16 protein-coding genes, 1 tRNA gene and 1 pseudogene are annotated in these 21,670 nt (G+C 64.8%); 12 read left to right on the top strand and 6 right to left on the bottom strand.

Going from position 1 to position 21,670, the window contains the following annotated elements; translation table 11 throughout:
* The first annotated feature begins 122 nt into the window (after nucleotides 1-122).
* The 4 genes from OHU35_RS18030 to OHU35_RS18015 all read left to right on the top strand — a co-directional run bounded on the left by OHU35_RS18030 (nucleotide 123) and on the right by OHU35_RS18015 (nucleotide 7,500).
* Nucleotides 123-1,583: an amino acid permease gene (locus OHU35_RS18030; protein ID WP_405505960.1), complete on the top strand. Its 1,461-nt coding sequence runs from the start codon at nucleotides 123-125 to the stop codon at nucleotides 1,581-1,583.
* Between the two features lie 820 nt (nucleotides 1,584-2,403).
* Complete coding sequence (locus OHU35_RS18025) at nucleotides 2,404-2,787, top strand: hypothetical protein (protein ID WP_405505958.1); 384 nt, start codon at nucleotides 2,404-2,406, stop codon at nucleotides 2,785-2,787.
* Between the two features lie 425 nt (nucleotides 2,788-3,212).
* A complete protein-coding gene (locus OHU35_RS18020) occupies nucleotides 3,213-6,170 on the top strand; it encodes an NACHT domain-containing protein (protein WP_405505956.1) in 2,958 nt (985 codons plus the stop codon).
* A gap of 514 nt (nucleotides 6,171-6,684) precedes the next feature.
* Nucleotides 6,685-7,500, top strand: coding sequence for an IS5 family transposase (locus tag OHU35_RS18015; protein WP_405505954.1), 816 nt, complete (start codon nucleotides 6,685-6,687; stop codon nucleotides 7,498-7,500).
* On the opposite strand, the gene OHU35_RS18010 is transcribed toward OHU35_RS18015, so the two are convergent.
* From OHU35_RS18010 to OHU35_RS18000, 3 genes are all read right to left on the bottom strand, one after another.
* Entirely contained in the window at nucleotides 7,433-7,948 is a 516-nt protein-coding gene (locus OHU35_RS18010) for a hypothetical protein (RefSeq protein WP_405509263.1), read from the bottom strand. The two genes, OHU35_RS18015 and OHU35_RS18010, sit on opposite strands and share 68 nt — an antisense overlap.
* A 487-nt stretch (nucleotides 7,949-8,435) precedes the next feature.
* Nucleotides 8,436-9,008, bottom strand: a complete 573-nt coding sequence (locus OHU35_RS18005) for an HD family hydrolase (protein ID WP_405505952.1) — start codon at nucleotides 9,006-9,008, stop codon at nucleotides 8,436-8,438.
* 14 nt (nucleotides 9,009-9,022) lie between these two features.
* Nucleotides 9,023-10,138, bottom strand: coding sequence for a helix-turn-helix domain-containing protein (locus OHU35_RS18000; protein ID WP_405509262.1), 1,116 nt, complete (start codon nucleotides 10,136-10,138; stop codon nucleotides 9,023-9,025).
* Nucleotides 10,139-10,383: 245 nt separating this feature from the next.
* On the opposite strand from OHU35_RS18000, the gene OHU35_RS17995 reads away from it, so the two are divergent.
* From OHU35_RS17995 to OHU35_RS17985, 3 genes are all read left to right on the top strand, one after another.
* Entirely contained in the window at nucleotides 10,384-10,881 is a 498-nt protein-coding gene (locus OHU35_RS17995) for a hypothetical protein (protein ID WP_405505950.1), read from the top strand.
* Between the two features lie 38 nt (nucleotides 10,882-10,919).
* Nucleotides 10,920-11,096: a hypothetical protein gene (locus tag OHU35_RS17990; RefSeq protein ID WP_405505948.1), complete on the top strand. Its 177-nt coding sequence runs from the start codon at nucleotides 10,920-10,922 to the stop codon at nucleotides 11,094-11,096.
* 1,740 nt (nucleotides 11,097-12,836) lie between these two features.
* A complete protein-coding gene (locus OHU35_RS17985; RefSeq protein WP_405505946.1) occupies nucleotides 12,837-15,302 on the top strand; it encodes a hypothetical protein in 2,466 nt (821 codons plus the stop codon).
* Nucleotides 15,303-16,404: 1,102 nt separating this feature from the next.
* Here the strand turns inward: OHU35_RS17985 and OHU35_RS17980 are convergent.
* Nucleotides 16,405-16,947 carry a flavoprotein gene (locus OHU35_RS17980; RefSeq protein WP_405509261.1) on the bottom strand — a complete coding sequence of 181 codons (543 nt, stop codon included), beginning with the start codon at nucleotides 16,945-16,947 and terminating at the stop codon, nucleotides 16,405-16,407.
* A 1,068-nt stretch (nucleotides 16,948-18,015) separates the two neighbouring features.
* A pseudogene (locus tag OHU35_RS17975) lies at nucleotides 18,016-18,150 on the bottom strand (helix-turn-helix domain-containing protein); the annotation flags it as partial.
* 107 nt (nucleotides 18,151-18,257) lie between these two features.
* Here OHU35_RS17975 and OHU35_RS17970 point away from each other — a divergent pair.
* From OHU35_RS17970 to tgmC, 5 genes are all read left to right on the top strand, one after another.
* Entirely contained in the window at nucleotides 18,258-18,839 is a 582-nt protein-coding gene (locus OHU35_RS17970) for a hypothetical protein (protein WP_405505944.1), read from the top strand.
* Entirely contained in the window at nucleotides 18,836-19,024 is a 189-nt protein-coding gene (locus tag OHU35_RS17965) for a hypothetical protein (RefSeq protein ID WP_405505942.1), read from the top strand. The genes OHU35_RS17970 and OHU35_RS17965 overlap by 4 nt, the downstream gene beginning before the upstream one ends.
* A gap of 94 nt (nucleotides 19,025-19,118) precedes the next feature.
* Nucleotides 19,119-19,430 carry a putative ATP-grasp-modified RiPP gene (gene tgmA, locus OHU35_RS17960; protein ID WP_405505941.1) on the top strand — a complete coding sequence of 104 codons (312 nt, stop codon included), beginning with the start codon at nucleotides 19,119-19,121 and terminating at the stop codon, nucleotides 19,428-19,430.
* A complete protein-coding gene (gene tgmB, locus OHU35_RS17955; RefSeq protein WP_405505939.1) occupies nucleotides 19,427-20,377 on the top strand; it encodes an ATP-grasp ribosomal peptide maturase in 951 nt (316 codons plus the stop codon). Before tgmA ends, tgmB begins: the two co-directional genes overlap by 4 nt.
* Complete coding sequence (gene tgmC / locus OHU35_RS17950; protein WP_405505938.1) at nucleotides 20,377-21,501, top strand: ATP-grasp peptide maturase system methyltransferase; 1,125 nt, start codon at nucleotides 20,377-20,379, stop codon at nucleotides 21,499-21,501. The genes tgmB and tgmC overlap by 1 nt, the downstream gene beginning before the upstream one ends.
* Before the next feature lie 90 nt (nucleotides 21,502-21,591).
* On the opposite strand, the gene OHU35_RS17945 is transcribed toward tgmC, so the two are convergent.
* Nucleotides 21,592-21,667, bottom strand: a tRNA-Arg gene (locus OHU35_RS17945).
* Between the last annotated feature and the right edge of the window lie 3 nt (nucleotides 21,668-21,670).

The raw sequence follows: 21,670 nt of genomic DNA, 5'->3' as shown, positions 1-21,670 counted from the left end.
ATCTGTGAACCGGTGACCGGTGACCGGTGACCGGTGACCGGCGACCGGTGAAGAAGTGCCCCGGCAACCACGGCAGCCACTCCCCACACGGCTTCCCAACCACTCAACGGATGGATGTCGACATGACCGCACGTCCCCCAGAATCTCTGGCCCCTGACACCGCCCCACCTGCCGACGGTCAGCCCCCGGAGCAGGCAGGTTTGAAGGCCGGTCTCAAGAACCGCCATCTGTCCATGATCGCCATCGGTGGTGTTATCGGCGCCGGCCTCTTCGTGGGCTCCGCCTCCGGTATCGCCGCCGCAGGGCCCGGCATCCTGCTGTCGTACGCGCTGGTCGCGGCCCTGGTCGTCTTCGTGATGCGGATGCTCGGCGAGATGGCCGCGGCCAACCCGACCTCCGGCTCCTTCTCCGCTTACGCGGACCGGGCGCTGGGCCGCTGGGCCGGGTTCTCGATCGGCTGGCTGTACTGGTTCTTCTGGGTCGTCGTGCTCGCCGTGGAGGCGACCGCGGGTGCCGTGATCCTGGAAGGGTGGGTACCGGCTGTCCCACAGTGGGCCTGGGCACTGATCGTGATGGTGGTCCTCACCGCCACGAACCTGGTCTCGGTCGGTTCCTTCGGCGAGTTCGAGTTCTGGTTCGCGGGCATCAAGGTCGTCGCCATCGGAGGGTTCATCCTCCTCGGCGGCCTGGCGATCTTCGGTGTGCTGCCCGGCTCTGACAACGCCGCGACGGGCTTCGGCAACCTCACCGAACACGGCGGCTTCCTGCCGAACGGCTCCGGAGCGATCCTCACCGGCATCCTGCTGGTCGTCTTCTCCTTCATGGGCAGCGAGATCGTCACCCTCGCCGCCGCCGAGTCCCCGGACGCGCGGCAGGCGGTCGCGAAGGCCACCCGGAGCGTGATCTGGAGGGTCGGCGTCTTCTACGTCGGCTCGATCCTCGTCGTGGTCTCCCTGCTGCCGTGGAACGATCCCGCGATCCAGAAGAAGGGGTCGTACGTCGCGGCCCTGGACTCGATCGGCATCCCGCACGCCGGCGAGATCATGAACTTCATCGTCCTGACCGCCGTGCTGTCCTGTCTCAACTCCGGCCTCTACACGGCCTCCCGTATGGCCTTCTCCCTCGGGCAGCGTGGCGACGCCCCGCGGTCCTTCGTACGGACGAACGCGGGAGGTGTCCCGCAGCCCGCGATCCTGGCCTCCGTGGCCTTCGGCTTCGTGGCGGTCGCCTTCAACTACCTGTGGCCGGACACGGTGTTCCAGTTCCTGCTGAACTCCTCGGGCGCGGTCGCGCTCTTCGTGTGGCTGGTCATCTGCTTCTCGCAGCTGCGGATGCGGGGGATCATCCTGCGCGAGAACCCGGAGAAGCTCGTCGTCCGGATGTGGCTGTTCCCGTATCTGACGTGGGTGACGATCGCGATGATCTCGTTCGTGCTCGTCTACATGCTCACCGACGACAAGGAGGGCGGCGGACGGAGCCAGGTACTGCTCTCCTTGCTCGTGGCCGCTCTGGTGATCGCGATCTCGCTGGTCCGGGAGCGAAGGCGCCCGGAAAGCGCCAAGGACGGGGTCGCGCCTCAGTAGCAGCCGCGGACGCTGCGCTTGGCATTGGCCGAGGTGACGTGGGGTGCCCTCTGTTTGTTGGGAGGGCGCCCTGCGTTCTTCATCAGGGGCGGTTGTGAGTGACTGCCCGCGTCGATGTCAGAAGTATCAGAAGTAGAGGTCAAAAGCCCCAGACCATGATCGGTCCGGGGCCTTTTGCCTGGTGCCTCCCGCAGGATTCGAACCTGCGACACTCGCTTTAGGAGAGAGGCTGGGTGATCTGGCAGCTGAGCTGCGGCTTCGCTCGCCGAGGAAGCGGGTGGCTACTCGACCGCAGAGCACCGGTGCTGACCGTGGCTGACTCCTGCATCTGGCACGGTTGTGGCACGAACCTCAGCCGACGACAGTCCGCCACGACGGTGGGTGCGCCGACCGACTAGGCGCGCGTGTGCCTCGCTGCGGCCTCACCGGCCTCCACCACGCTGCCAGCGCCGTCGACCCGCGCGGCCTGCGCCCGTGCCAGGCCGCCGACCACCGTTATGGAAGTTTGCTTTATGGAGCGTCACCGCATGCCATGGTGGTGAGTGTGGATGTCGGGCGGGCCCCGGCGCGACGTTCACCGCCCGGCAACTGTCCCCGTCCTGTTTGAAGTCGAGGACTTCCCGCTAAAGATCTACCAGCTCCCCCGGTGGCATGGTGCGGAAGCCGTCCATGTGGATGCGGGAGCGCTACTAGCGGACTGTCGCCGCCCCCATGGGCAGAACCTTACGGTTGGCGCTTTGTCAGGACGAGCCGCCGCAACCCCTGCTGAACTGCGCGCTGCTGCTGGTACGTTGGCACACGCAGACGACCCTGGGGGCCCGTGATAATGGACATCGCTTTTGACGCACTGGCTATGGCGGCGCTTGGTGGAGCGAGCGGACAGCTGGGGCAAAATGCTGTCACTGTACTGTGGGAACGGCTGAAAGCTCGATTCACGCACGATACGAGTGTTGCAACCGCACTCGATGCGAGAGACGGAAGCGACTCAACTACCGTGCTGCGTATCTCGGGCGCGTTGCGAGAGCTAGCCGAGAGTGACCCCGAATTCCGGGCGGAGTTGGAGGGTTTTACCCATCAGTACTACTCATCAGCGCCCATCATTAATAAGGTACACGACTCGCAGGGCCTGAATGCGCCCGGCGGCAGCTTCACAGCTCCCATCACGATGAACTTCGGCGACTCCACGGAGAGTTCCACGCGGTGAGTCGGACGGATCGGACAGCTAAGGCAAGCGACCTCGGTAACCGCGTTAGTGGCTCATCAGGACTGAACGCTCCAGGAGCGGTTTTCTTCGGAGATGTAACGATCACCGCTGGCAGCGCGCCTAGCGGACCTGATTCTGAGTACACTGACCGTCATCTGCTGGCCTTGCTCCAGAGGGAGCTGAGAAACGGTTCGCGTGTCCGGCTACTTGACCCTGCTCTGGGCCGGGGCCAGTACAGTCTTGCCGATTTCTTCGTGGACCTCAACTGTCGGATCATTCCGGACTCGCGGCCGGACCAGGGCGGTCATCCCTCCGCCGATAGGCAGGATAACCCCGTGTTCCCATTCCTCCAGTGGCAGCTCTTGCTAGCAGGAGCATCACGTACAGTTCTTACGGGTGGCCCGGGGCAGGGCAAGACGACGGCCGTGCAGATGCTGGCTCAGGTGCACCGCTGTGCCGTCTTAAGAAACTTTGACCCCGACGTGCTTTCACCGCACGCCGCAGCGGAACTGGAACGCGTCGGCCGGCTGCTCGACCGGCTGAATCTTGCCCCACCCTCCTGTAGCCGCTTCCCTCTATGGGTTGAGGCCGAGGCTCTGGCCGCCTACATGAGCCGAGCCACAGATTCTCAGCGCTCGTTGTGGCACTTTCTCGCTAAAAGCCACGAGCAAATACTGAACATTCCAGTTTCCATCGACAAGGTCCGTTCTCTAGTAGAAGGTCGGCCGACACTCCTGGTTTTGGACGCCTATGACGAGGTGTCACCTCAGCACCGCAAAGCAGTCATCGAATGCGTCATGGATATCGCCGATGACATGCAGATCATGCGTGCCAACACTGCAATCCTCGTCACAGCGCGGCCCCAGGCATACGAGGACGAACTGCGTGCCCACAAGTTTGAAGCCTGGTCGCTGGAGCCTCTTACTTCCGAGGGCGCCGAGCGGCACGCGGCCGTACTGGTGGGTTCAGATGACAACGGCGAACGGCTGTTGGATCTCTTCCGAGTGGCCAGGAGTGAGAGTGCCATCCTGGACCTGCTTAACACACCACTGCATGTTGCTCTACTAGTCGCACTGCTTGCCGAAAGCGGACTGCCTCCGACAGGTCGGCACCGCCTCTTCAGTCGCTACTACCATCACGTCTATGTGCGCGAACAGGGGCGGGGCGGGGAACTTGGCGTCTTCCTAGAAAAATATCGGGACCTGGTAGATGAACTGCATCGCCGCATCGCCTTCCATATTCTGGCGACAGTCGACGAGGTTTCAAGCCACAAAGGCATATCCGCAGATAGTTTCGCTAAAATCGCCCGTTCGTTGGTACATGAGACGGAACTTGCTGAGGATGACGAAGAGACGGATGTCGTCCATCAGCTAATTAGATTCGCGCGGGAGAGGCTTGTCCTTATCGTCGGTGTGGACTCGGATAAGGTTGGCTTCCAGGTAAAGTCCTTTACTGAATTCCTGGCCGCAGCCCATCTCGTTCGGACGTCTGACGAGCACCTCATTCGCGAGCGTTTCCGGGCTGTTGCAGCTTTGGAGCAGTGGCGTAACGTGGCGCGGTTCATGGGTGCGGCAGCATTCGAGACCGATAGCCTGGCCGAACGCGATCTACGCGACTCCATTGTGACAGTGCTCGCCGAGCTCGACCGGAAGGAGTTCGCGGGTGTCGATGCGCTGCTACTACGGGGCGCGGAACTGGCCATCGACCTGCTGTCGGACGTTCCCGACCTAGAGGAACGATACCGTCGCCATCTCATCCCGTCCGCGCAGACCATTGAGGACCTCGATAACCGGAACGACGCCCTCGCCAAGGTGGCGGCCGCCGATTTTGATGATCGGCGCATCGTCGAGCTGGCTGGCGCACTCTATGCCCCCCCGGCCGTTGATCGGGATAGGAATGCTGCGTGGCGCTTCCTGAACAAGCTGGCGGAACACGGAAACGTAGGGGCCGCTGAGACTGCACGAGAGTACGTGCATTCCGTCGCCCCTGAGGTGCTGCCCCAACTGCTATGGGACATTGCGGTTCCCCAGGTTGTGACGTCGGAAGAGCTTGTCGGTCTGATCCGGCAGGCCGATCCAAACATGGTGAGAGGTTCATCCGGGGCCCGGGACGTCGGCCTGCCCAAGGGGTGGGCCGCCTCAGCCTGGCAAGTGTTGCACGGCGGCAGTGCACAGCTCCGAATCAATGTGAAACTTGAAGGTCTCTGGCACCTGTCGGGCCCTCGCTCCATGCGGAGCTTGCAGTCGAGTACGGCTGGACTCTCCGCCCCTCCTGCTGAATGTCACCCCCACTGGTCGGCCTGGGCCTTGGTAGGCCAGGTACTGGAGGCTTCCGGTCCGGGCATAGCGGATGCTCCTCTCAGAGCGTTTGCGGACATGAAGGACGGGGGCATTGTTAAGCATGTGCCATGGCCCTTTCACGAGTTGCTGGCCGGCGCTTTACCGCCATCAGCGGTCGCAGTCGACGCCTGGTACACGGCGGAAGACCGCTGGAGGGAAAGTGGCGTGAGCCTTCTCGACGTGGAGACATACCTGACCCACGGAACGCTGGGCCATCGTGCGGCAGTGAGTGGATTCCCCTTCGGTGCTGTGCATTGGAGCCTGCCGGGCAGGCGCGACACACGGATTTCAACACTTGCTCGTGATGTCTGGGATATGTGGCATGACCACCGGCAAGGGCACCCAGTTTATCGCGCCCATGTCGCCGAGAACGTCCTGTTGCCCATGTGTGATTACGCATTGAAGTACGAAATTGGCGCCCCTGAGCCACACCAGGTCCGCGAGCTCATTCGTGCGATGTCAGTATCTGAGGAGACTTACCTCACCTTCCCGACCGTGTGTCACGCGCTCTCGCAATGTCCCAGTGATGAGGAATTTGCCGAAATTGCGACACGCGTGGTTCGCTGGCGATGGTCGACTGGTCAAAGCAGGGCAGAGGACCCATCAGCCCACAACATCATTGGACAGGCTCATCGACTCCTGGACGAAAATGTTTTCCATGACCTAAGTTGGAATATAGCGCGACAGAGCAAATCCTCCCGCACGTGGGATGCGCTGACTTCCTACTGGATCACACCAGCGAATCCAGGACAGGCTCACTGGCCGCTGGCCAAACTATTGTCGACCCAGGGAGAGCCGCCAAGTCGTCGGGAAATCGCCCGCGCTGTCGCGGCGACGGAATTCGCGTGGGATCTTTTTGAGGTTGTAGAGAACGTCCCGTTCTGGTCGGATGAGACGCGGGCATGGGTGTGGGAAGAGTTGCTCTACCAGGCCGGTGAGCCATGGATGGTGTACGCACCGGATATTTGGCGCCGAGGGCGGCCTGCTCGAGCTATTCCACTGGCCGCTCTAGAGTTGCCAACTCTTGACAGTGCCCCACTCTGACGCTGCGCGTCGGCCACCAGGCAGGCGTATTACCAGTGGGAACCAAATGCTCGGCAATGGCATGCGGCGGGTTGCCGTGAGGCGGTCAATTCTAGGTCGGTGGAGCGGCTTTGGGGTGGCGCTGCTTTGGCGCGAGTGATCATGGCCCCATAAGCTTCCGGCGCGTCGGGCAGTCTGTGGACCTGCCCGGTAAAGCACGACGTTGGGGCCATGATCTTCGAGGCTCGCGCCAAAGTGGCTCCGTAACTGGCTGTTCGCTATCCGCTCGCGTTGTCGGCGGGGTTCGAACAGCATGCTGATTCGGGTGAGTTGGCCGGTGCGCAGGCATGGAAGAAGGGCCTCTTGGTAGCTCGCGGTTGTCGAGTCCAGCGAGAAGCAAGAGGCCCTGTTGTCGAAGTGTCGCGTGGTCGTCGTTGCCGGGTCCAGTTCGTCCACTCCTGGGTGTGACTGCCTCGCCCACAGGTTCGGGAGCGCGGCCGACCGGCCAGATCGCCGGCCTCAGTACGGCTCGGACATGAGCGACGCCGAGTGGTTCCTGATGCGGGATCTGCTGCCGGTTCCGGGCTGGCTGGCGGGCCGCGGTGGCCGTCCGGAGGGCTACTGCCACCGGCAGATGATCGACGCGGTGCGCTACCTCGTCGACAACGGCATCAAGTGGCGGGCGATGCCGTCCGACTTCCCGCCCTGGCCTCGGGTGTATGCCTTCTTCGCCCGCTGGCGGGATACAGGGCTGGTGAGCGAACTGCATGAACGCCTGCACCAGGCGGTCCGCCGGGCGGAGGGCCGTGCACCGGAGCCGAGTGCTGCGGTCGTGGACTCCCAGTCGGTGAAGGCGGACGCCACCGTGGCTTACGGCGCAAGGGGATTCGACGCCGGGAAGAAGATCAACGGGCGCAAGCGGCATCTGCTCACCGACACCTTCGGACTCCTGCTGGACGTACTGGTCACGCCTGCGTCCACGACCGACCGGGATGCTGCCCGCATCCTGCTGCCCGCGGCAAGGAGTCACTCGCGACGGCTTTCGCGAGTCTGGGCCGACGGCGGTTACCGCGGCCACCTTCAAGATTGGGCTGCTCAGCACCTCGGGCTCGTCCTCGACGTCGTCCGTCGCCGCGACGATGTCCGCGGCTTCCAGGCACTGCCCCGCCGCTGGGTCGTGGAAAGATCCTTCGCCTGGCTCCTTCGCAGCCGACGCCTGGTCCGGGACTACGAACGACGCACCGACACCAGCGAAGCCTTCATCCGGTGGTCAATGATCGCACTCATGAACCGTCGCCTGGCCGCCCGACAGCATCAGCATCCTGGGCCTGCTCCGATGCCGGCAGCGTGAACCTTCCCGGCTTCACCTCCACCAGCCAGCCCCGTTCCACCAGCCTCTTCAGACGTGCTCTCGCACCCTCGACGCGGGAAGCAGAGGCGCTGTCCCAGCCGAGCACCACGGCCGTCCGCCGGGCATCCAGCCCGTCGGCTTTCGCCTCTGCCGCGGCGGCCATCACCGCCTGGTAGTCCACCGACAGGTCCTCGACCCCGGACGCGTTCTCCCGATGAGGCACCGCGCGTCGCGGTCCGATCGGCTTCCTCCGCGACACCCCGGCGGCCACCGCCGCAGGCGCTTCGTCCTCGGCCAGTGCCTCCAGATACTGCTCGAGACCGATCACCCGGCGCCTGAGGACCTCTTCCGCGTCCGCCAAGTCCGTCCGCACCCGCTCCAGTTCGGCTTCGAGCTCCTCCACCCGCACCACCGCGGCCTTCCGCCGGGCTTCCAAAACCGCCCGCATCGACGGCATCCGCCACCCCCACAACATCTCGGCCAGCAACGAGCCGAGACTTCCGCGACAGCTGCGATCCCATGTCTGACCAGCGGAATCCGCACACGGGGTTCGGAAAGAGAACGACCTCTAAAGCCGTGGAGCCGACCGCCCCAGCCACGACGTACCCCTTCTCTGGCGTTAGGTGGCTGATTGCTCTCTGCGCGGCACGGGCGCCGGCCGGGCTGGAGCGGGGCGGAGACAGGAGCGCAGGCCCGGCCGGGGGCCGGGCCGCGCGCGGGGAGCGGAGCGAGCCGCCTTGAACCAGTAGAGAAAGTTGTAACTCAGTCGGTGGCGCGGGGTTTGAAGTCGTATGCACACGCTGGGAGTTCGCCGATTCGACGGTGAGCCAGGGGCAGGAAGAGCACTGGTCAAATCGTCCAGGTGGTGCAGGGGACGCGAAGGCCCTCTCACTCCAGAAGGCGAGAGGGACCTTGCGTTGTGTCCGGAGGCGTTGCTATTCCCCCATGGTGCTGCGCAGCCAGTCCAGGGGGTCCATCTGGAGGAGTTGGTCGGCGAGTTCGTTCGCGGTCTTCGTGGTGAGCCGGTTGCGGCTGTTGTCGATCCAGCGCTGGGCGAGTTCGTAGCCCTGGGCCTTGTACTCGATGCCCTGCAGCATGCACTCGAGCTTGTCTGCGTCTCGGGCGCAGATCGCCTCGGGGGACTCCCGGGCCTCGTACTCGCCGATCAGTTCTCGCACGGTGGCGGCGAGGATCTCGGGCATGCCCGTCACCTGGTCGGCCGTGACAGCCTGTGGGTCTGCCTCGCCCGCGTACTTCTTCGACAGGTGGTTGACGTCGCCCGTGCGGGTCTCCTGCGAGTCGTGCCACACCGCCAGGAAGGCGGCACGCGCGGGGTCCGCCCCTTCCAGCTTGGCGATGACGGAGGCGATCAGCGAGGTGCGCCAGGAGTGCTCGGCCACGCTCTCCGGGTCGCGTACTCCAGCCATCCACCAGCCGGTGCGCTTGGACTGCTTGAGCGTTCCCGCTTCGTACAGGAACCGCGCGACCTGGGCCAGCTCTTCTGCCACGGTTGAGTCCCCTCTCACGCCTCAGCGAGGCGGATCGCGTACCTGACGCTGTCCAGTTCACGGCGAGCGCGAGCAGACAGTTCCCGGCTATCCAACATCACGGGCAGCCGGTCGCTCAGGGCCTGGGCCGCAGCGCCCGATTTCAGAAGGTTCGGCCTGATGGCGAGCAGGGACCAGAGCGAGTGGATGTTCAGCTCTACGTACCCGTGGTGAGGCGCCAGCCCATGGGCCAGGTGCGACAGCAGTTTGTCCCCCGGCCAGGGCCCGGGGGTGTGAGAGGCGATGAAGTCGTCGGACAGCTCGAGGTGTTGGTTCTCGCCGATCCAGTAGGCCCAGTAATTCAGGTTCGCTGCCTCGCCGCGGTCATCGTCGATCAGGACCGTGTCGATGAAGTGGCCCATGCGGTCGCGATCGCCCTGCCGCGTGACGACCGCCGCCACGGAGCGGGCGTTGAGCCAGTCGATGAGCCGACCTCTGGGCCGTTCGGTGGCTTGCTGGTGGGCGAGCCATTCGGAGGTGTCGGCCTGGTCGTCGTAGCCGGACAGATACAGCGCTTGGCGTCGTAGCAGGAACTGTTCCTCGCCTCGCGCCTGCTCTGCGGTGTCCCGCATCCGTGCGAAGAATCGGCGCCGGTCGGTGGCCGGTAGCTCCGGAGCCGACGGCACCGGGCCGCGGCGGGGCCGTGGAGGCGTGGGCAGATCACGGACCGGCTGAGGTGGTACCCGTGTGAGCGGCCAGGCGAGGACCTCGACAAGGTCGCGTTGCATGACCCAGGCCCCGAGTGCGCTTTCGTCAGCGGGCGTTTCCTCGTCCAAGGCGCTCGCCAGGAGAACATCGGCCTCGATCGCCCTCTCAAGGGCCTGCAACAGGGACGGCGAGGTCCCCATCCGCATCAGCCGGCGCCGGTGCACGAGTATCTGCCCCAACGGCACCGCGGTCAGCGGCCTGCGCCCCGACTCCCAGCCCGCGATCGTGTCCGGCGAGACCTTCAACTGCTCGGCGATGTCCTCCTGCGTGTGACCGAGCTGCTCCCGGATGACGCGGAATACGTAGCCGGAGATGACCCCGATCCCGGGCCGTGAAGGCCTACCCCTACTGCCGGTCCGGGTTTCTCCCGAGCTCGACGGCACCACACCCACCTCTCCCCGCGCGGTCCCGGTCCGTACCCGTACCGCCAGTCACTTCAATCGCTGATCAGGGCTCTCTACCGTCCATGTAGCCACTCAACTACTGAGCGTATAAGGAAGGTGCTGTCGTGGACTCCGATTCGCCAGCGAGTACCCATCGAGGAGCAGGCCCGTCGGGCGCGCTCGGCGTGCTGTGTCCGGTTGCCGCGGGGCCGGGGGTGCTCGTACATCCCACCGCGGACCGGCACTTGGCGACAGCGCACTGGCTGCTGTCGATGCTGCCGACACCAAGCCGCGACCAGGCTCGGCTGGAGTGGCAGGAACACCAGGTGGCGATGCTGCCGCTGGGCACGCTCTTCTCCGCCGTGCGGATCCCCGGGCGGCTGATGATCGCCCTGACGGCCTGCACCGAGACCGCCGAGCTGGACGCGTTCATGGGGCAGGCTCTCGGCGGTGGCCCGGTCGTGTGCGACCCACGGCATTCTCGGTACTACGCACTCGTGCCGGCCGGCATGCCGAAGAGGTGGCAGCACGCGGCTGAAGCCTGGCGCGCGATGGGGGTGGAGCTCCTCGGTCCCGGCAGCTACCTCGGGGTGCCTCAGGTGGACGCCGTGGAATGCACCCCGGCACGTGCCTCGTACTGGTCGGTGCCGATGAACTCGTCCGCGACGCTGTGTTCCCCTCCCGCCGTCGCCCGGCAGATCTCCGCCGGACGGCGCAGCGCGGACCCGGGGGTGGAAGGGTGAGCGAGACCGCGTGCGAAGCTCGCGCGGATTCCCTCCAAGTGACGCCCAAACAAGCCGCGTTCGTGCGCTTCGCGGACCACTGCGCCACCTGCCGGACGTGCTGTGCCATGGACGGCGAGGGCGCGAATCTGAACCTCCCCTGTGCGGAGCGGGACCGGCTGCACGAGGAGTACCGGCAGGCGTCCCGCGCCGCCGCACGAGGAGGAGACCGGTGAACAGGCACAAGAGAGCGGTAGACCGGAGGCTGCCGCTCCCCGAGCCGGAGCCCGTTAGCGGCTGTGCAGAGTGCCAACTGCTCGCCCGCCAACGGGAGGCCGCCAGGGCAGAGAGCGACATGTCGCGCGTCTCCGACTGCAATGTCCACATCCGCCGCCACCCTCACGGGCCGCGCGGGGCGGACCGCAGCCGTTAGACCGCCTGTAGCAGGCGCCCAGCCGATCGGGTCGGCACCGGTGCATCTCTAGCCCTGCCCACACCGCCCACCGCTGCCAGAGGCGGGCATTCCCGAGCGGCCTGTCCCGGAATCTACTGCGTAACCGGTCTCGTGGGGATCTGGACTCCATGCGTCATTCGATCATGAGTCAGGCCCCCCGTTCGAATGAAACGGGGGCCCGTGACTCTCTGACCTGCTATGCAAGCTGTGCCCCCGGCAGGATTCGAACCTGCGACACCCGCTTTAGGTGTTCGGTCTGACCGCCCGTCCACCCGTGCTGCGCGGGCGGCCGGTGGCCGTGTCAGACCGCACCGCGCCGCTGCTGTCCGCTGTCGTTGATGTCAGCCATGGATGTCACCTCACACAGGCCAAAGTCACTTGCGACGCTTGCGTGTCTTCGCCTTGCGTTCGGCTTCCTTGCGCTTCTCGATGGTGTACGACGACCACTCGCCCCGGTGCAGGTTGCATCGCGATGCACCGACCATCGCCAGCCGTCGGCACCGAGTGCCCTTCTCCGTGAGTGCTCCACACCTGGACTGCGTACCAGCCACGTCTCCCACCCCCGGTCTCGACCGTTGTGCGAACCAGTGCAGGATTGCCGGGCGCATGTCCTCTGTGGAAGGCGCACCGCGGCGCGCAGCGGTGCACGGTGGCCCAAGGAGGTTGCTCGGGGGTGCACGCTTGCCAACTGTGGTGGTGCCTCGCCGGCCCCGTACAGGGCCGTTCACCTGCGTTCACAGGCAGTCGGTTGTGTAAGTAGCTACGGGCTTCGGTCCCGTCTGAACGGCCGTGAACGGTGCAGAATGAGACGGAAACTGAGACGGCTCGGCCTGTGACTGGGCCACCTCAAGGGACGTGCGACCTTCTGATCCGAAGGATCGGGCGTCGTACTCGCTCCGGTCGCCGAGTACCTGCACCTGGACTGCTGCAGTAAGCGCCCGTCCGTCAGTGTGTGCCCTCGTCACCGTCGACGCAGCGCAGCGTTCGTCGCACCGCAACCCTGCGCACCGTGTCAGACAGCGGCTAACGGCGCTGATGTTTCGGCCCCCGCGACGGCAGAGGCCGTGGATACTACACATGTGAGAAGAAAACCAGCACTGTGGGTCGGATCATCCCTATTCGTGGCGACCGGTATCGCCTGGGGATACTACGCAGCATCTGTCGGCCTTGATAAGACAGACAAACTCGCGAGCATAGCTGGGCTAATGGTGGGCGTTGCCAGTCTGGCTGTAGCTGTTTGGGGCCTGTTCATTCCGAGCGAGCAAGCGGCTAGAACCAACGCCACACAGCACGTGAGTAACTCAACCATCGCTGGTAGCAACACACAAATCGGCTCAGCGGGCGGAGCGGTAAGAATCACCTACGGAACGGCTACAACGTCACCGGTAGTCAACCCGCGAGACGGGCAGACAGGCAACCCACTAACAACAACCTCTCAGTCCTTGACGAACACAACGGTTAGCGGAAACAATACGCAGATCGGCTCTAGTGGCGGTGACGTAGAGCTGGAGGAGCAGTAGGAATGAAATGGCGCGCCAGAGGTGGAGAAAACGACGGCCCGTCTCTATCTGTATCGTCATCCTCAATAGCTGGTCACAATATCCAGGTCGGCTCTGCGGACGACGTGAATATAACCGTCTACGACCGCAGCGACGGAAGATCTCGCCTTACAGATATCTCAAGAGAAGAAGCCTCCGAAATGATCGCTCGGGAGCTCGATGCCCGACGTCGCATACTTCGCTCTGTTCCCGGCCTCACCGACGAGCAGGTCAGTTCCACTTACGATATCGAGCCTGAGCTACCTGAGAGATTGCAAAATGCAGAGGCTGGCACATTCATCATTTTGTCGGGTGGACTCGGTAGCGGCAAGTCAGACATGGCGGCTCGGTGGCTGATGAATCGCGTGCATGAATTCAGCGCGTGCGCAACCTCTGCATGGCCACTCTGGATCAACGCTCGAGATGTGAGAAGTAGCCTAGAAGAGGAAATCGTCAGCAGGATCGACGTTGAGGTTCTACGCGAGCTAGGAGTTTCAATTGTCGTAGACGGAATCGACGAACGAGCAACAAACAATGCAAGCCTTATCGAAGAGTGCGGACTGTTTGTCGCAAAGTGGAATAATTCTCAGATATTGGCAACTAGCCGTCCGGATATACCTGCCAGGTTCACTAACATCGTCGAGGCGCCAGAATGGGACGATGAGTCCGCAGCGGAACTGATTAGGAAGGTTTCTGGCGCCCACTCAATCCATTTGTCCACGTGGCCTTCCCAAATGCAGGAACTCGTCAGGCGTCCACTCTTTGCGCTATTGGCGGGTTCCGCTTACCAAACGGATGAACGGGTACCGAGAACTACTGTTGCCCTTCTGGACCACTGCGTTACTCAAGCGTTGATTCGACAGAAGGAAGATTGGGAAGAATGCGCGCCTGTACTGCGGCGGTTGGCAGTCTCTTCAGTAAACGAGCAGCGGCCGATTAAGCTTGTTGAACTCGGCGGTGCAGAGTTGCGGAGTTCTTTGCTGCGATCACGCTTCGTTAATATCACGAACAGCGGTGTACGATTCTCTCTTCCCGTGTTTGAACAATGGTTCGCAGCACAGTCTCTGCTGTTGGATGAGATCCCTGTACGTGAAACAATGGAGAACTTGGGCACCTTCGCACGCTGGAGATACGTTCTAGCCCTTGCGGTCAGCTCAGGAACCGAACGCCAATCATCGGCCATTTTGAGGACCTTGACAGAGTGGAATGTCGGGGCTGCCAGTTGGCTCGTGAAAACATCAGTAGCTAGCTCTCTCGGCACTTCTCGAGAAACCGAGCCAGAACTTCCTTCATGGAAAGAGGTCGGAAAATCGATCCACACGATCTCCAACACTTGGAGTTCAGCTCTCGGCCAAGCCGCCCCTTTAGCTTTTCCAGTAGATGCCAGTGAAAGCATCGAACGCCACTGGACCCTGGGAATAGCAGTAGAAGAAGACGGGTGCACGATCAACTACACCTGGGAGCGGAGAGGACGTATCGATGCCGAGGTGGCGCATATTACTAGATTCCCGCCAGCCAGTACATCTATCTTCCCTTACTCCTTTAGCCGCATTTCTGGAAATCAGAACTGGGTATGGCACTGGACCCAACATCGAGCGAAGGAGCGTCTAGCGAAGAGCATCGCCCACATGCTCCACCTGAGGTGCCCGGCGGGCAGTGTGGTGGAAAAGGAACATGTATGGTTCGTTGTGTGCAGCCTAATGGGTAGCTCAAGGTTCGATACACTCGAATTTCGTGTCGATTCCATCCTGGCCAAAATCGCGCAGCTAAAAGCACAAGTCAGAGACATTGATGGCCCGGTGGACAATTATGCTTTCAAGCTAGGGGGAAGAGAGGTAACCAAGCTCGATCTTGCGCTAACGCTCGAGTACATCGAAAATCATGATTCCGATCGCATCTCTCCCGTATGGCCCGGGGCTGACATCTTGGAACCGCAGGGAGGGTGGGTTTGGGATTTTTACTCACCAGCAAGACTGACCCAACTAGTTACCGCTGTTTACGAGGGGGCTTTGGAAGCCTATCTAGAAATCACGAAGAGCTTTTTCAGTAGATTCGGATTTTCGCTTAGTCGTGCCGCCGCAATGCCTGCAACGCTGACAGGTAAACTTGCCCTTTCGGCCCCAGAAAAGCGTATTCATCCAGTACTATCCTATCGCCTTGTGCCGAAGGTCGATGTAGACCACTCAAGGAACTCTGTTGAGATTGTACTAGCGGGAGAAGGAGAGGAAACGTGGCAATCATTCGACTCTTACCGTCGGCAGCTTGACAGGCACTATCGCGATAACCCCGATCGATCTGCTTTCCCGGATTATTCTTGGACCAGCACGGCACTTAGCGTTTGGGGTCCACGCCCAGCGACTAAAATCGCACTTCAGTGGCTTTGGCAAGATTTGAGCGCACTCGGTTGGCTTCCTCAGTTGCGTCCACACGATGTGCTGAGCAGAAGTTAGCGTTGTACGCGCTCGGAACTTCCTTGCTCATTTCCGCCGTGGGCTGGCGGGCTATCGAGTACTTGAGCACTGCTCTGCCAACCGGGCTGAGGAAGGCTGCGTCCAAGGGCAGGCGCCACTGTGTGTAGATGCCCGGCGTCCTGGGCGAGCTGGTCAACGCCATGCTCAGCCTCGTCCCCGAGGACAGACCCACGATCTTTGAGGTACGTGACGCGCTGCACTGAGCCGTGATGCGCGCACCGGTCCGCCTGGTGGTGCTCGCACGGCGCGCGCCGACAACACGAAGACCGGACCACCCCTACGCCTGGTCAGCATCCCGGGTGGTCCGGTCACGGAAGTCCCCTTCGGGACCCCGACACCGATGGTTTCGGGGGCGGTGGGCATGTCCGGGTTCGGGTGCCGCTGTTCCTTGCTCTAGTCGTCGAGTGAGAGGGGTTCTGACCTTGGCCGACGAACGTCAGCCACGACAGCGGGTGCGCCGAGCGATCACCCGTCACGTGTGCCTCCAGCAACCATCCACCTACATCAGCCAAGTCATCGTTGATCGTCACGGACCTCGCCTTTCTGTGGCCTGGCCGTGACCGATGCGGTCACCGAAGATCACCGCTGTTCCTGCAACCGAGACGCCTCCTGTTCATCGCATGGCGGCCGGCTGGACGGCCCAGCGTCGCGTGGCCGGCGTAGGCCTGGTCCTTGTTGTGGCGCCCGAACTGGTCGGGGCGCTTTCCGATCCGGCTGCTCGGCTTGGTCGTGCTGCGCGCTGAGCGGGCCGGGGCCGCCGGAGCGGTGGCGGAGACAAGGAGCGGCGGCGGCCCCGGGCCCCCAGCGCGCGGGCCGCCGAAGGCGGACCGCCTTGAACCCGTAGAGAAAGTTGTAACTCAGTCGGGCTGCTGGGGCATGTCCTGTCTCGGGTGCTGCCTGACGCTCCGGTCCCAGCTGATGGTTGTCAGTGGCCGTGGTCGTCCATCGGATTGGGTATGGGCATGAGGTGCAGAGGCCGTACGGGCTTCCGTGACGGGGAGAACTCCGCCGTCAGTTCCCTTAAGAGCTCTTTCCCACTCTCGCCTTCAGGCGGGAGGGGGCGTTTCGTCACGTCCGTGGTTCAGCGATCGCCGGTCTGTCGCCGAACGCCGGCGAGCGCCTTCCCCCATGGAAACGCCTGGGGATTCCCCCGCTTCGGAGGGTGCGACTGGTATCCGTCCGGGCCATCGAGGACCAGAATGCCCTGCTCGCGCAGGACGGCAATCGACCGTGCCACCGCTGGCTGCGCGCCCTGAGCCTGGTTGAAGTAGGGCATCGCTACGACTGGCACGCCCATGTGCACCGCTTCCGACGGGATACCGATGGCGACAGTGTCCGAGATGCCGGCCCCCCACTTGTTCAGCGTGGTGCACGACATCGGCGCTACCAGCATCGCGTCGGCCTTCGGTAGGGCGTCCTTCTCCCACGGCAGCTTGTACCGCGACCGAACCGGGTGCCCGGTCAGCTCGACGAGTTCCTCCATGCGCGGCTCCCACCAAGTCGCTGCGGACGGGGTGAGGATGAGGCACACGTCCCAGCCGTCGTCCTGCGCGGCGCGGACGCCGTCGTCAATGTGCTGGGTCGGGCCAGCGGCGCAGGCGATGAGGTAGAGCACTTGGGTCATGCCCGCAGTCCACAATGCTCGGCGAGCCTGCGCAAGGCCGGTCCGGGGTCCCGGGTAACGCGGACGACGTCCTTGACGAGGTTCACCGTCTCCGGGCGTCCGCGCACCTCCTCGGGCGCCAACTCGTCGGCGGGCTGCTCCGGCGGCGCCCTTGCGTCGGGTCAGCAGCGAGGCGCGCGCGATGGCGACCCGGTGCCCGGCCTGCCGCTCCCGGGTCATCCCCGCGAGCGCTTCGGGCCTCGCATCCTCTGCCGCTTCGAGCGCGGACCATCCGTCCTCGAAGCGGAGCAGCACGTCCATCCGGTGCAAGGTGACGTTCGTCGGCCCGAACTGGGTGTAGTCCTCGTCCAGGTCGGCGCCCTGCCGCGCGGCTACGTCCCCGGCCTCGGCCACGTACCCGCCCGCCGCCGCGACGCGCCCGGGAGTCCGCTCCTGCGAGGACTCGGCGAGCGCAGCGGACAGGTACAGCATTCCGAGGGTGGACAGGCCGAGCGCCCCGCGGTCGGTGAGCCCGTCGGCCAGGCGCAGCGCGGCTGCTGTCGCGAACTCAACAGCCGCGGCCGGACGCTGCTGGTAGACGAGGCTCTTCGCGACCCGCCGGGCAGCCGCGCCCATCTGCACCGGATCACCGGACCGCTCGGCGGCGACCAGCGCCCGGTCAGCGGCGAGCGCCGCCGGGATCGCCGTCGCCGCACCGTACTTATGCAGGTACGAGGTGACGAGCTGGTACACGCGGGAGAGCAGCGCGTGCGCCTCACCCTGCTCGCCGACGGGCGCCGCGTGCACCGCCCGCCCGGCATCTCCGATCAATGCGGGCAGGTCCCGGGAGAGCGCAGCATAGTGGCAGGCCTGGAAAGCCACGCAGCAGTAGTCGAGGCGACGTTGCAGAACATCCCGCGGGGGCACGTCGTCGTCGCGGCCGGGGCCGTACAGGGCGTCGATGACGCGGAGGGCGTCAGCGGGCGGGGTGTTGTCTGCGGGCTGCTGTGGCGCAGTGTCGGTCAAGAGCTGCTCCAGGGGGACGCGGAGGATCTCGGCCGCGCGCACCAGTACCGAAAGCCGCGGGTCCTGTTGGCGCTTGCCGCCTTCGATGTCCTGCACCCAGCGCTTCGTCTGGCCCATGAGGTGACCGAAGTCCGACTGGGTGTAGCCGCGCTCGGCTCGCCAGTAGGCAATGCGCCGGCCGATGCCTGAAGTGTCCATCCCAGCGCCCCCGTACAAGGCACGCACTTTGCGTGCCCACCCTTGTTGTACCGCGTCCTACCGTCCCATGTGTGAGGCGGACCACATGCGACAGGGGAGACGCGAGCATGAACAGCGATCACAGCCATCCGGCGTTACGGCCGATCGAGGCTGCGCCCGGCGTGCTCATTCATCCCACCGCTGACCGGCGGTTGGCCTCGGAGCACTGGCTGCTGGCAACACTTCCGGCACCGAGTCGTGACCGCGCTCGGCTGGAATGGGACCAGCACCAGGTGACGCTGCTGCCGCTGGGCACCCTGTTCTCCGCTGTGCGGATCCCCGGCCGCCTTCTCGTCGCCCTGACTGGCATCACCGAGGCCCCCAAGTTGGACCAGTTCCTGCGCGAGACCCTCGACGGCGGCCCGGTCATCTGCGATCCGCGCTTCCGCCGGTACTACGCCCTGGTCCCCGCGAGCATGCCCAGAACCTGGTACCAGGCGCTCGACGACTGGCGGGCCATGGACGTTGACTGCCTGGGCCGCGGCAGCTACCTCGGCGTGCCGAGGGTGGACGCCGTGCAATGGACTCGTCCCCGCGCCACCTACTGGTCGGCGCCCATGGACTTGCCCTCGGCGCTGTGCTCGCCCGTCGAGGTCGCCCGCTTGATCGCCGCCGGACGGCACTGCATGCCCGCGGAGCCGGAGGCATGAGCGGCCGCGAGTATCCGTCGTCCGTCGACGCCCCCTGGGCAGCCGCGTTCGAGCGCCTGGCGGACCACTGCATGACGTGCCCGACGTGCACGGCCGCTGATGACCAGGCCGCGAACCTTCGGCTGACGTGCCCGGAAGCCGTACGGCTGAGCAGGGAATGCCGGGACGCGCGCCGCGGCGCCTGACCCAAGGAGACTCCCGCCCCCCGACCCCCAAACCCTGGACAGGTCGAGCGCCGGGGTGGGCTCGTCAAGCAATTGAAGAAGAGAGGAAGAACTCTTGTTCGCTCACTCCGATCGGCTCCCGACCGGGACGCCTCTGCCGTCCGGCGCGGCCACGCCGTCCCCTTGGGGCGTGCGGCGCATGGCTCCATATCCGGCGATGGCGCCGGGCTACGCTCGCGTGGAGCTCGACCGAACCACCCAGACGGCTCGCTACTTCGACTCCGACGGCCATGTGCTGGAGATGGGGAAGCACGGCACCAGCAGTGGCACGAATCCGGCGACCAACACCGGTAACCCGTCAGACGGCTCCGGCGGCGGTGGCAGCGGCGGCGGTGACCAGGACACCGGGAACGACACCGACCAGTGAGCGATCTCGGTCCGGTGCTGGTCGTCACCAATCTGGACGACCCCACGGCCGACGTGGTGATCAGCGCGCTGCACGACCGGGGTGTCCCGGTCGTGCGGTTCGACTCGGGGGACTTCCCTCACGCCCTGTCGCTCACGGCCACGATCACGTCGAACGGCGTGGAAGGAACGCTGTCCACGCCGTCACGGACTGCCGACCTGCCACAGGTCCGGTCCCTGTACTACCGTCGGCCTTCCGGCTTCACCTTCCCGCACCTGGACGAGCAGGACGCCCAGTTCGCGGTCGCTCAGGCCCGCTACGGTCTGGGGGGAGTCCTCGCGTCGCTTCCCGGCTGCCTGTACGTCAACCACCCGCACCGCATTGGGGACGCCGAGTTCAAACCGTCCGGCCTGGCCGCCGCTGCGGCTGCGGGGTTCCATCTCCCGCCGACGGTCATCACCTCGGACCCGGATGCCGCGCGGTCGTTCATCAAGCAACACGCACCCGTGATCTACAAGCCTCTGTCGGCGCCGCTGTACCGCATCGACGGGGTCTCCTGCACCGTGGAGGTCGCCGAGGTGGCGGCCGACGACATCGATGAGGCCGTCTCCGGCACCGCGCACCTGTTCCAGCAGCGGATCGAGAAGACCGCGGACGTACGCGTGACCGTCATCGGTGACCAGGTGTTCCCTGTCCGCATCGACTCGGACCTGTTGGACTGGCGCACTGACTACAGCCGTCTGCGCTACTCCGTGTCCGGTCCGCCGCCCGGCATCGTCGACGCTCTGCACGCATACCTGGCCCGCTTCGGCCTCGTCTTCGGCGCTTTCGACTTCGCCATCGACCGCGAGGGGCAATGGTGGTTCCTGGAGTGCAACCCGTCCGGGCAGTGGTACTGGCTGGAACCGGAGACCGGCTTGCCGATGCTCGCGGCCATGGCCGACCTGCTGGAAAGGAAGATGCGCTGATGACCCTCGTGGACTCCGCAGCCCATCGCCATGCGCTGGCGGGTCGACTCGCCGATGGCGGCTTCCTGCGTACCTCGCCGTGGCGCGCGGCTGTCGAAACCGTGCCCCGCCATGAGTTCCTGCGCGGCGGCTTCTTCGATCAGGTCAAAGGCTCCGCACCGACCGCCTGGCGGCCGGTCTTGCCCGGCACCGCAGGCTGGCTGGAGCGCTGCTATGCGGATGAGTCTCTGGTCACCCAGATCGCCGGGACCGTCGTGCCGGGCGACATCCGCGGTGAGATCATGCGCACCCCCACGTCGTCCAGCACCATGCCGAGCCTGGTCGTGCGGATGCTGGAAGAGCTCCAGGTCGACGACGGCAACCGGGTGCTTGAAATCGGCACCGGCACCGGTTACTCGACCGGGCTGCTGTGCCACCGACTCGGAGACGAGTTGGTGACGTCGGTGGAGGTGGATGCGGAGGTGTCCAGCAGGGCGAGTGCTGCCCTGGGTTCCTGCGGCTTTTTCCCCGAGTTGGTAGTCGGTGACGGCCTCGCCGGGCACAAGGAGGGGGCCCCGTACGACCGGCTGGTCGCCACCTGCGGGGTGCTGGAGGTACCGCACGCCTGGATCGAGCAGACCGCACCGGGCGGAGTCATCCTGGCCACCCTGTGCGGGTGGCTGTATGCCTCGGAGCTGGCCCGGCTCACCGTCGGCGACGACGGGGTGGCCCACGGCCAACTGCTCGGGGGACAGATCTCCTTCATGCTCGCCCGGCCGCAGCTGCCGCCCCCGCTCGGCATGCTCCCCGACCTCGACGACGGCAAGGAACGCGAGACCGTCACCGGGGCCGACGTGCTGAACAACTGGAGCGCACGCTTCGTCACACAGCTCGCCGTGCCGGGCGCCCAACGGCTGACGATGCAGCGGGACGGGCGCACCGAGAACGTCCTGGTCGACGTCGACTCCGGTTCGTGGGCCGCGGTGTACGAGGACGGCGGCCGGTGGCTCGTCCGGCAAGGCGGACCGGAGGGGCTGTGGGACCGCGTGGAAGAACAGCTCGGCCGCTGGTACGCCGCCGGCGCACCGGAGCTGGAAGAGTTCACCGTCACCGTTACCCCGGAGGGCCAGACCGTCCGCTGGTAGCCGAAGCGAGGGGAGCCGTCGACCGCCCGCGTTGATGTCAGAGGCGCATGTCAAAGGCCCCGGACCATGATCGGTCCGGGGCCTTTGCGCTGGTGCCCCCGGCAGGATTCGAACCTGCGACACCCGCTTTAGGAGAGCGGTGCTCTATCCCCTGAGCTACGAAGGCAAG

Source organism: Streptomyces purpurascens (assembly GCF_045040895.1).
Classification (GTDB): domain Bacteria; phylum Actinomycetota; class Actinomycetes; order Streptomycetales; family Streptomycetaceae; genus Streptomyces; species Streptomyces purpurascens.
This window is presented reverse-complemented; position numbering and strand designations above follow the sequence as displayed.

What these genes read in the sequence shown, in the direction of transcription:
- OHU35_RS18030 (WP_405505960.1), top strand. Translation starts at nt 123, where the DNA reads ATGACCGCACGTCCCCCAGAATCTCTGGCCCCTGACACCGCCCCACCT.
- OHU35_RS18015 (WP_405505954.1), top strand. Translation starts at nt 6,685, where the DNA reads ATGAGCGACGCCGAGTGGTTCCTGATGCGGGATCTGCTGCCGGTTCCG.
- OHU35_RS18010 (WP_405509263.1), bottom strand. Translation starts at nt 7,948, where the DNA reads ATGCGGGCGGTTTTGGAAGCCCGGCGGAAGGCCGCGGTGGTGCGGGTG.
- OHU35_RS17985 (WP_405505946.1), top strand. Translation starts at nt 12,837, where the DNA reads ATGAAATGGCGCGCCAGAGGTGGAGAAAACGACGGCCCGTCTCTATCT.
- OHU35_RS17980 (WP_405509261.1), bottom strand. Translation starts at nt 16,947, where the DNA reads ATGACCCAAGTGCTCTACCTCATCGCCTGCGCCGCTGGCCCGACCCAG.
- OHU35_RS17970 (WP_405505944.1), top strand. Translation starts at nt 18,258, where the DNA reads ATGAACAGCGATCACAGCCATCCGGCGTTACGGCCGATCGAGGCTGCG.
- OHU35_RS17965 (WP_405505942.1), top strand. Translation starts at nt 18,836, where the DNA reads ATGAGCGGCCGCGAGTATCCGTCGTCCGTCGACGCCCCCTGGGCAGCC.
- tgmC (WP_405505938.1), top strand. Translation starts at nt 20,377, where the DNA reads ATGACCCTCGTGGACTCCGCAGCCCATCGCCATGCGCTGGCGGGTCGA.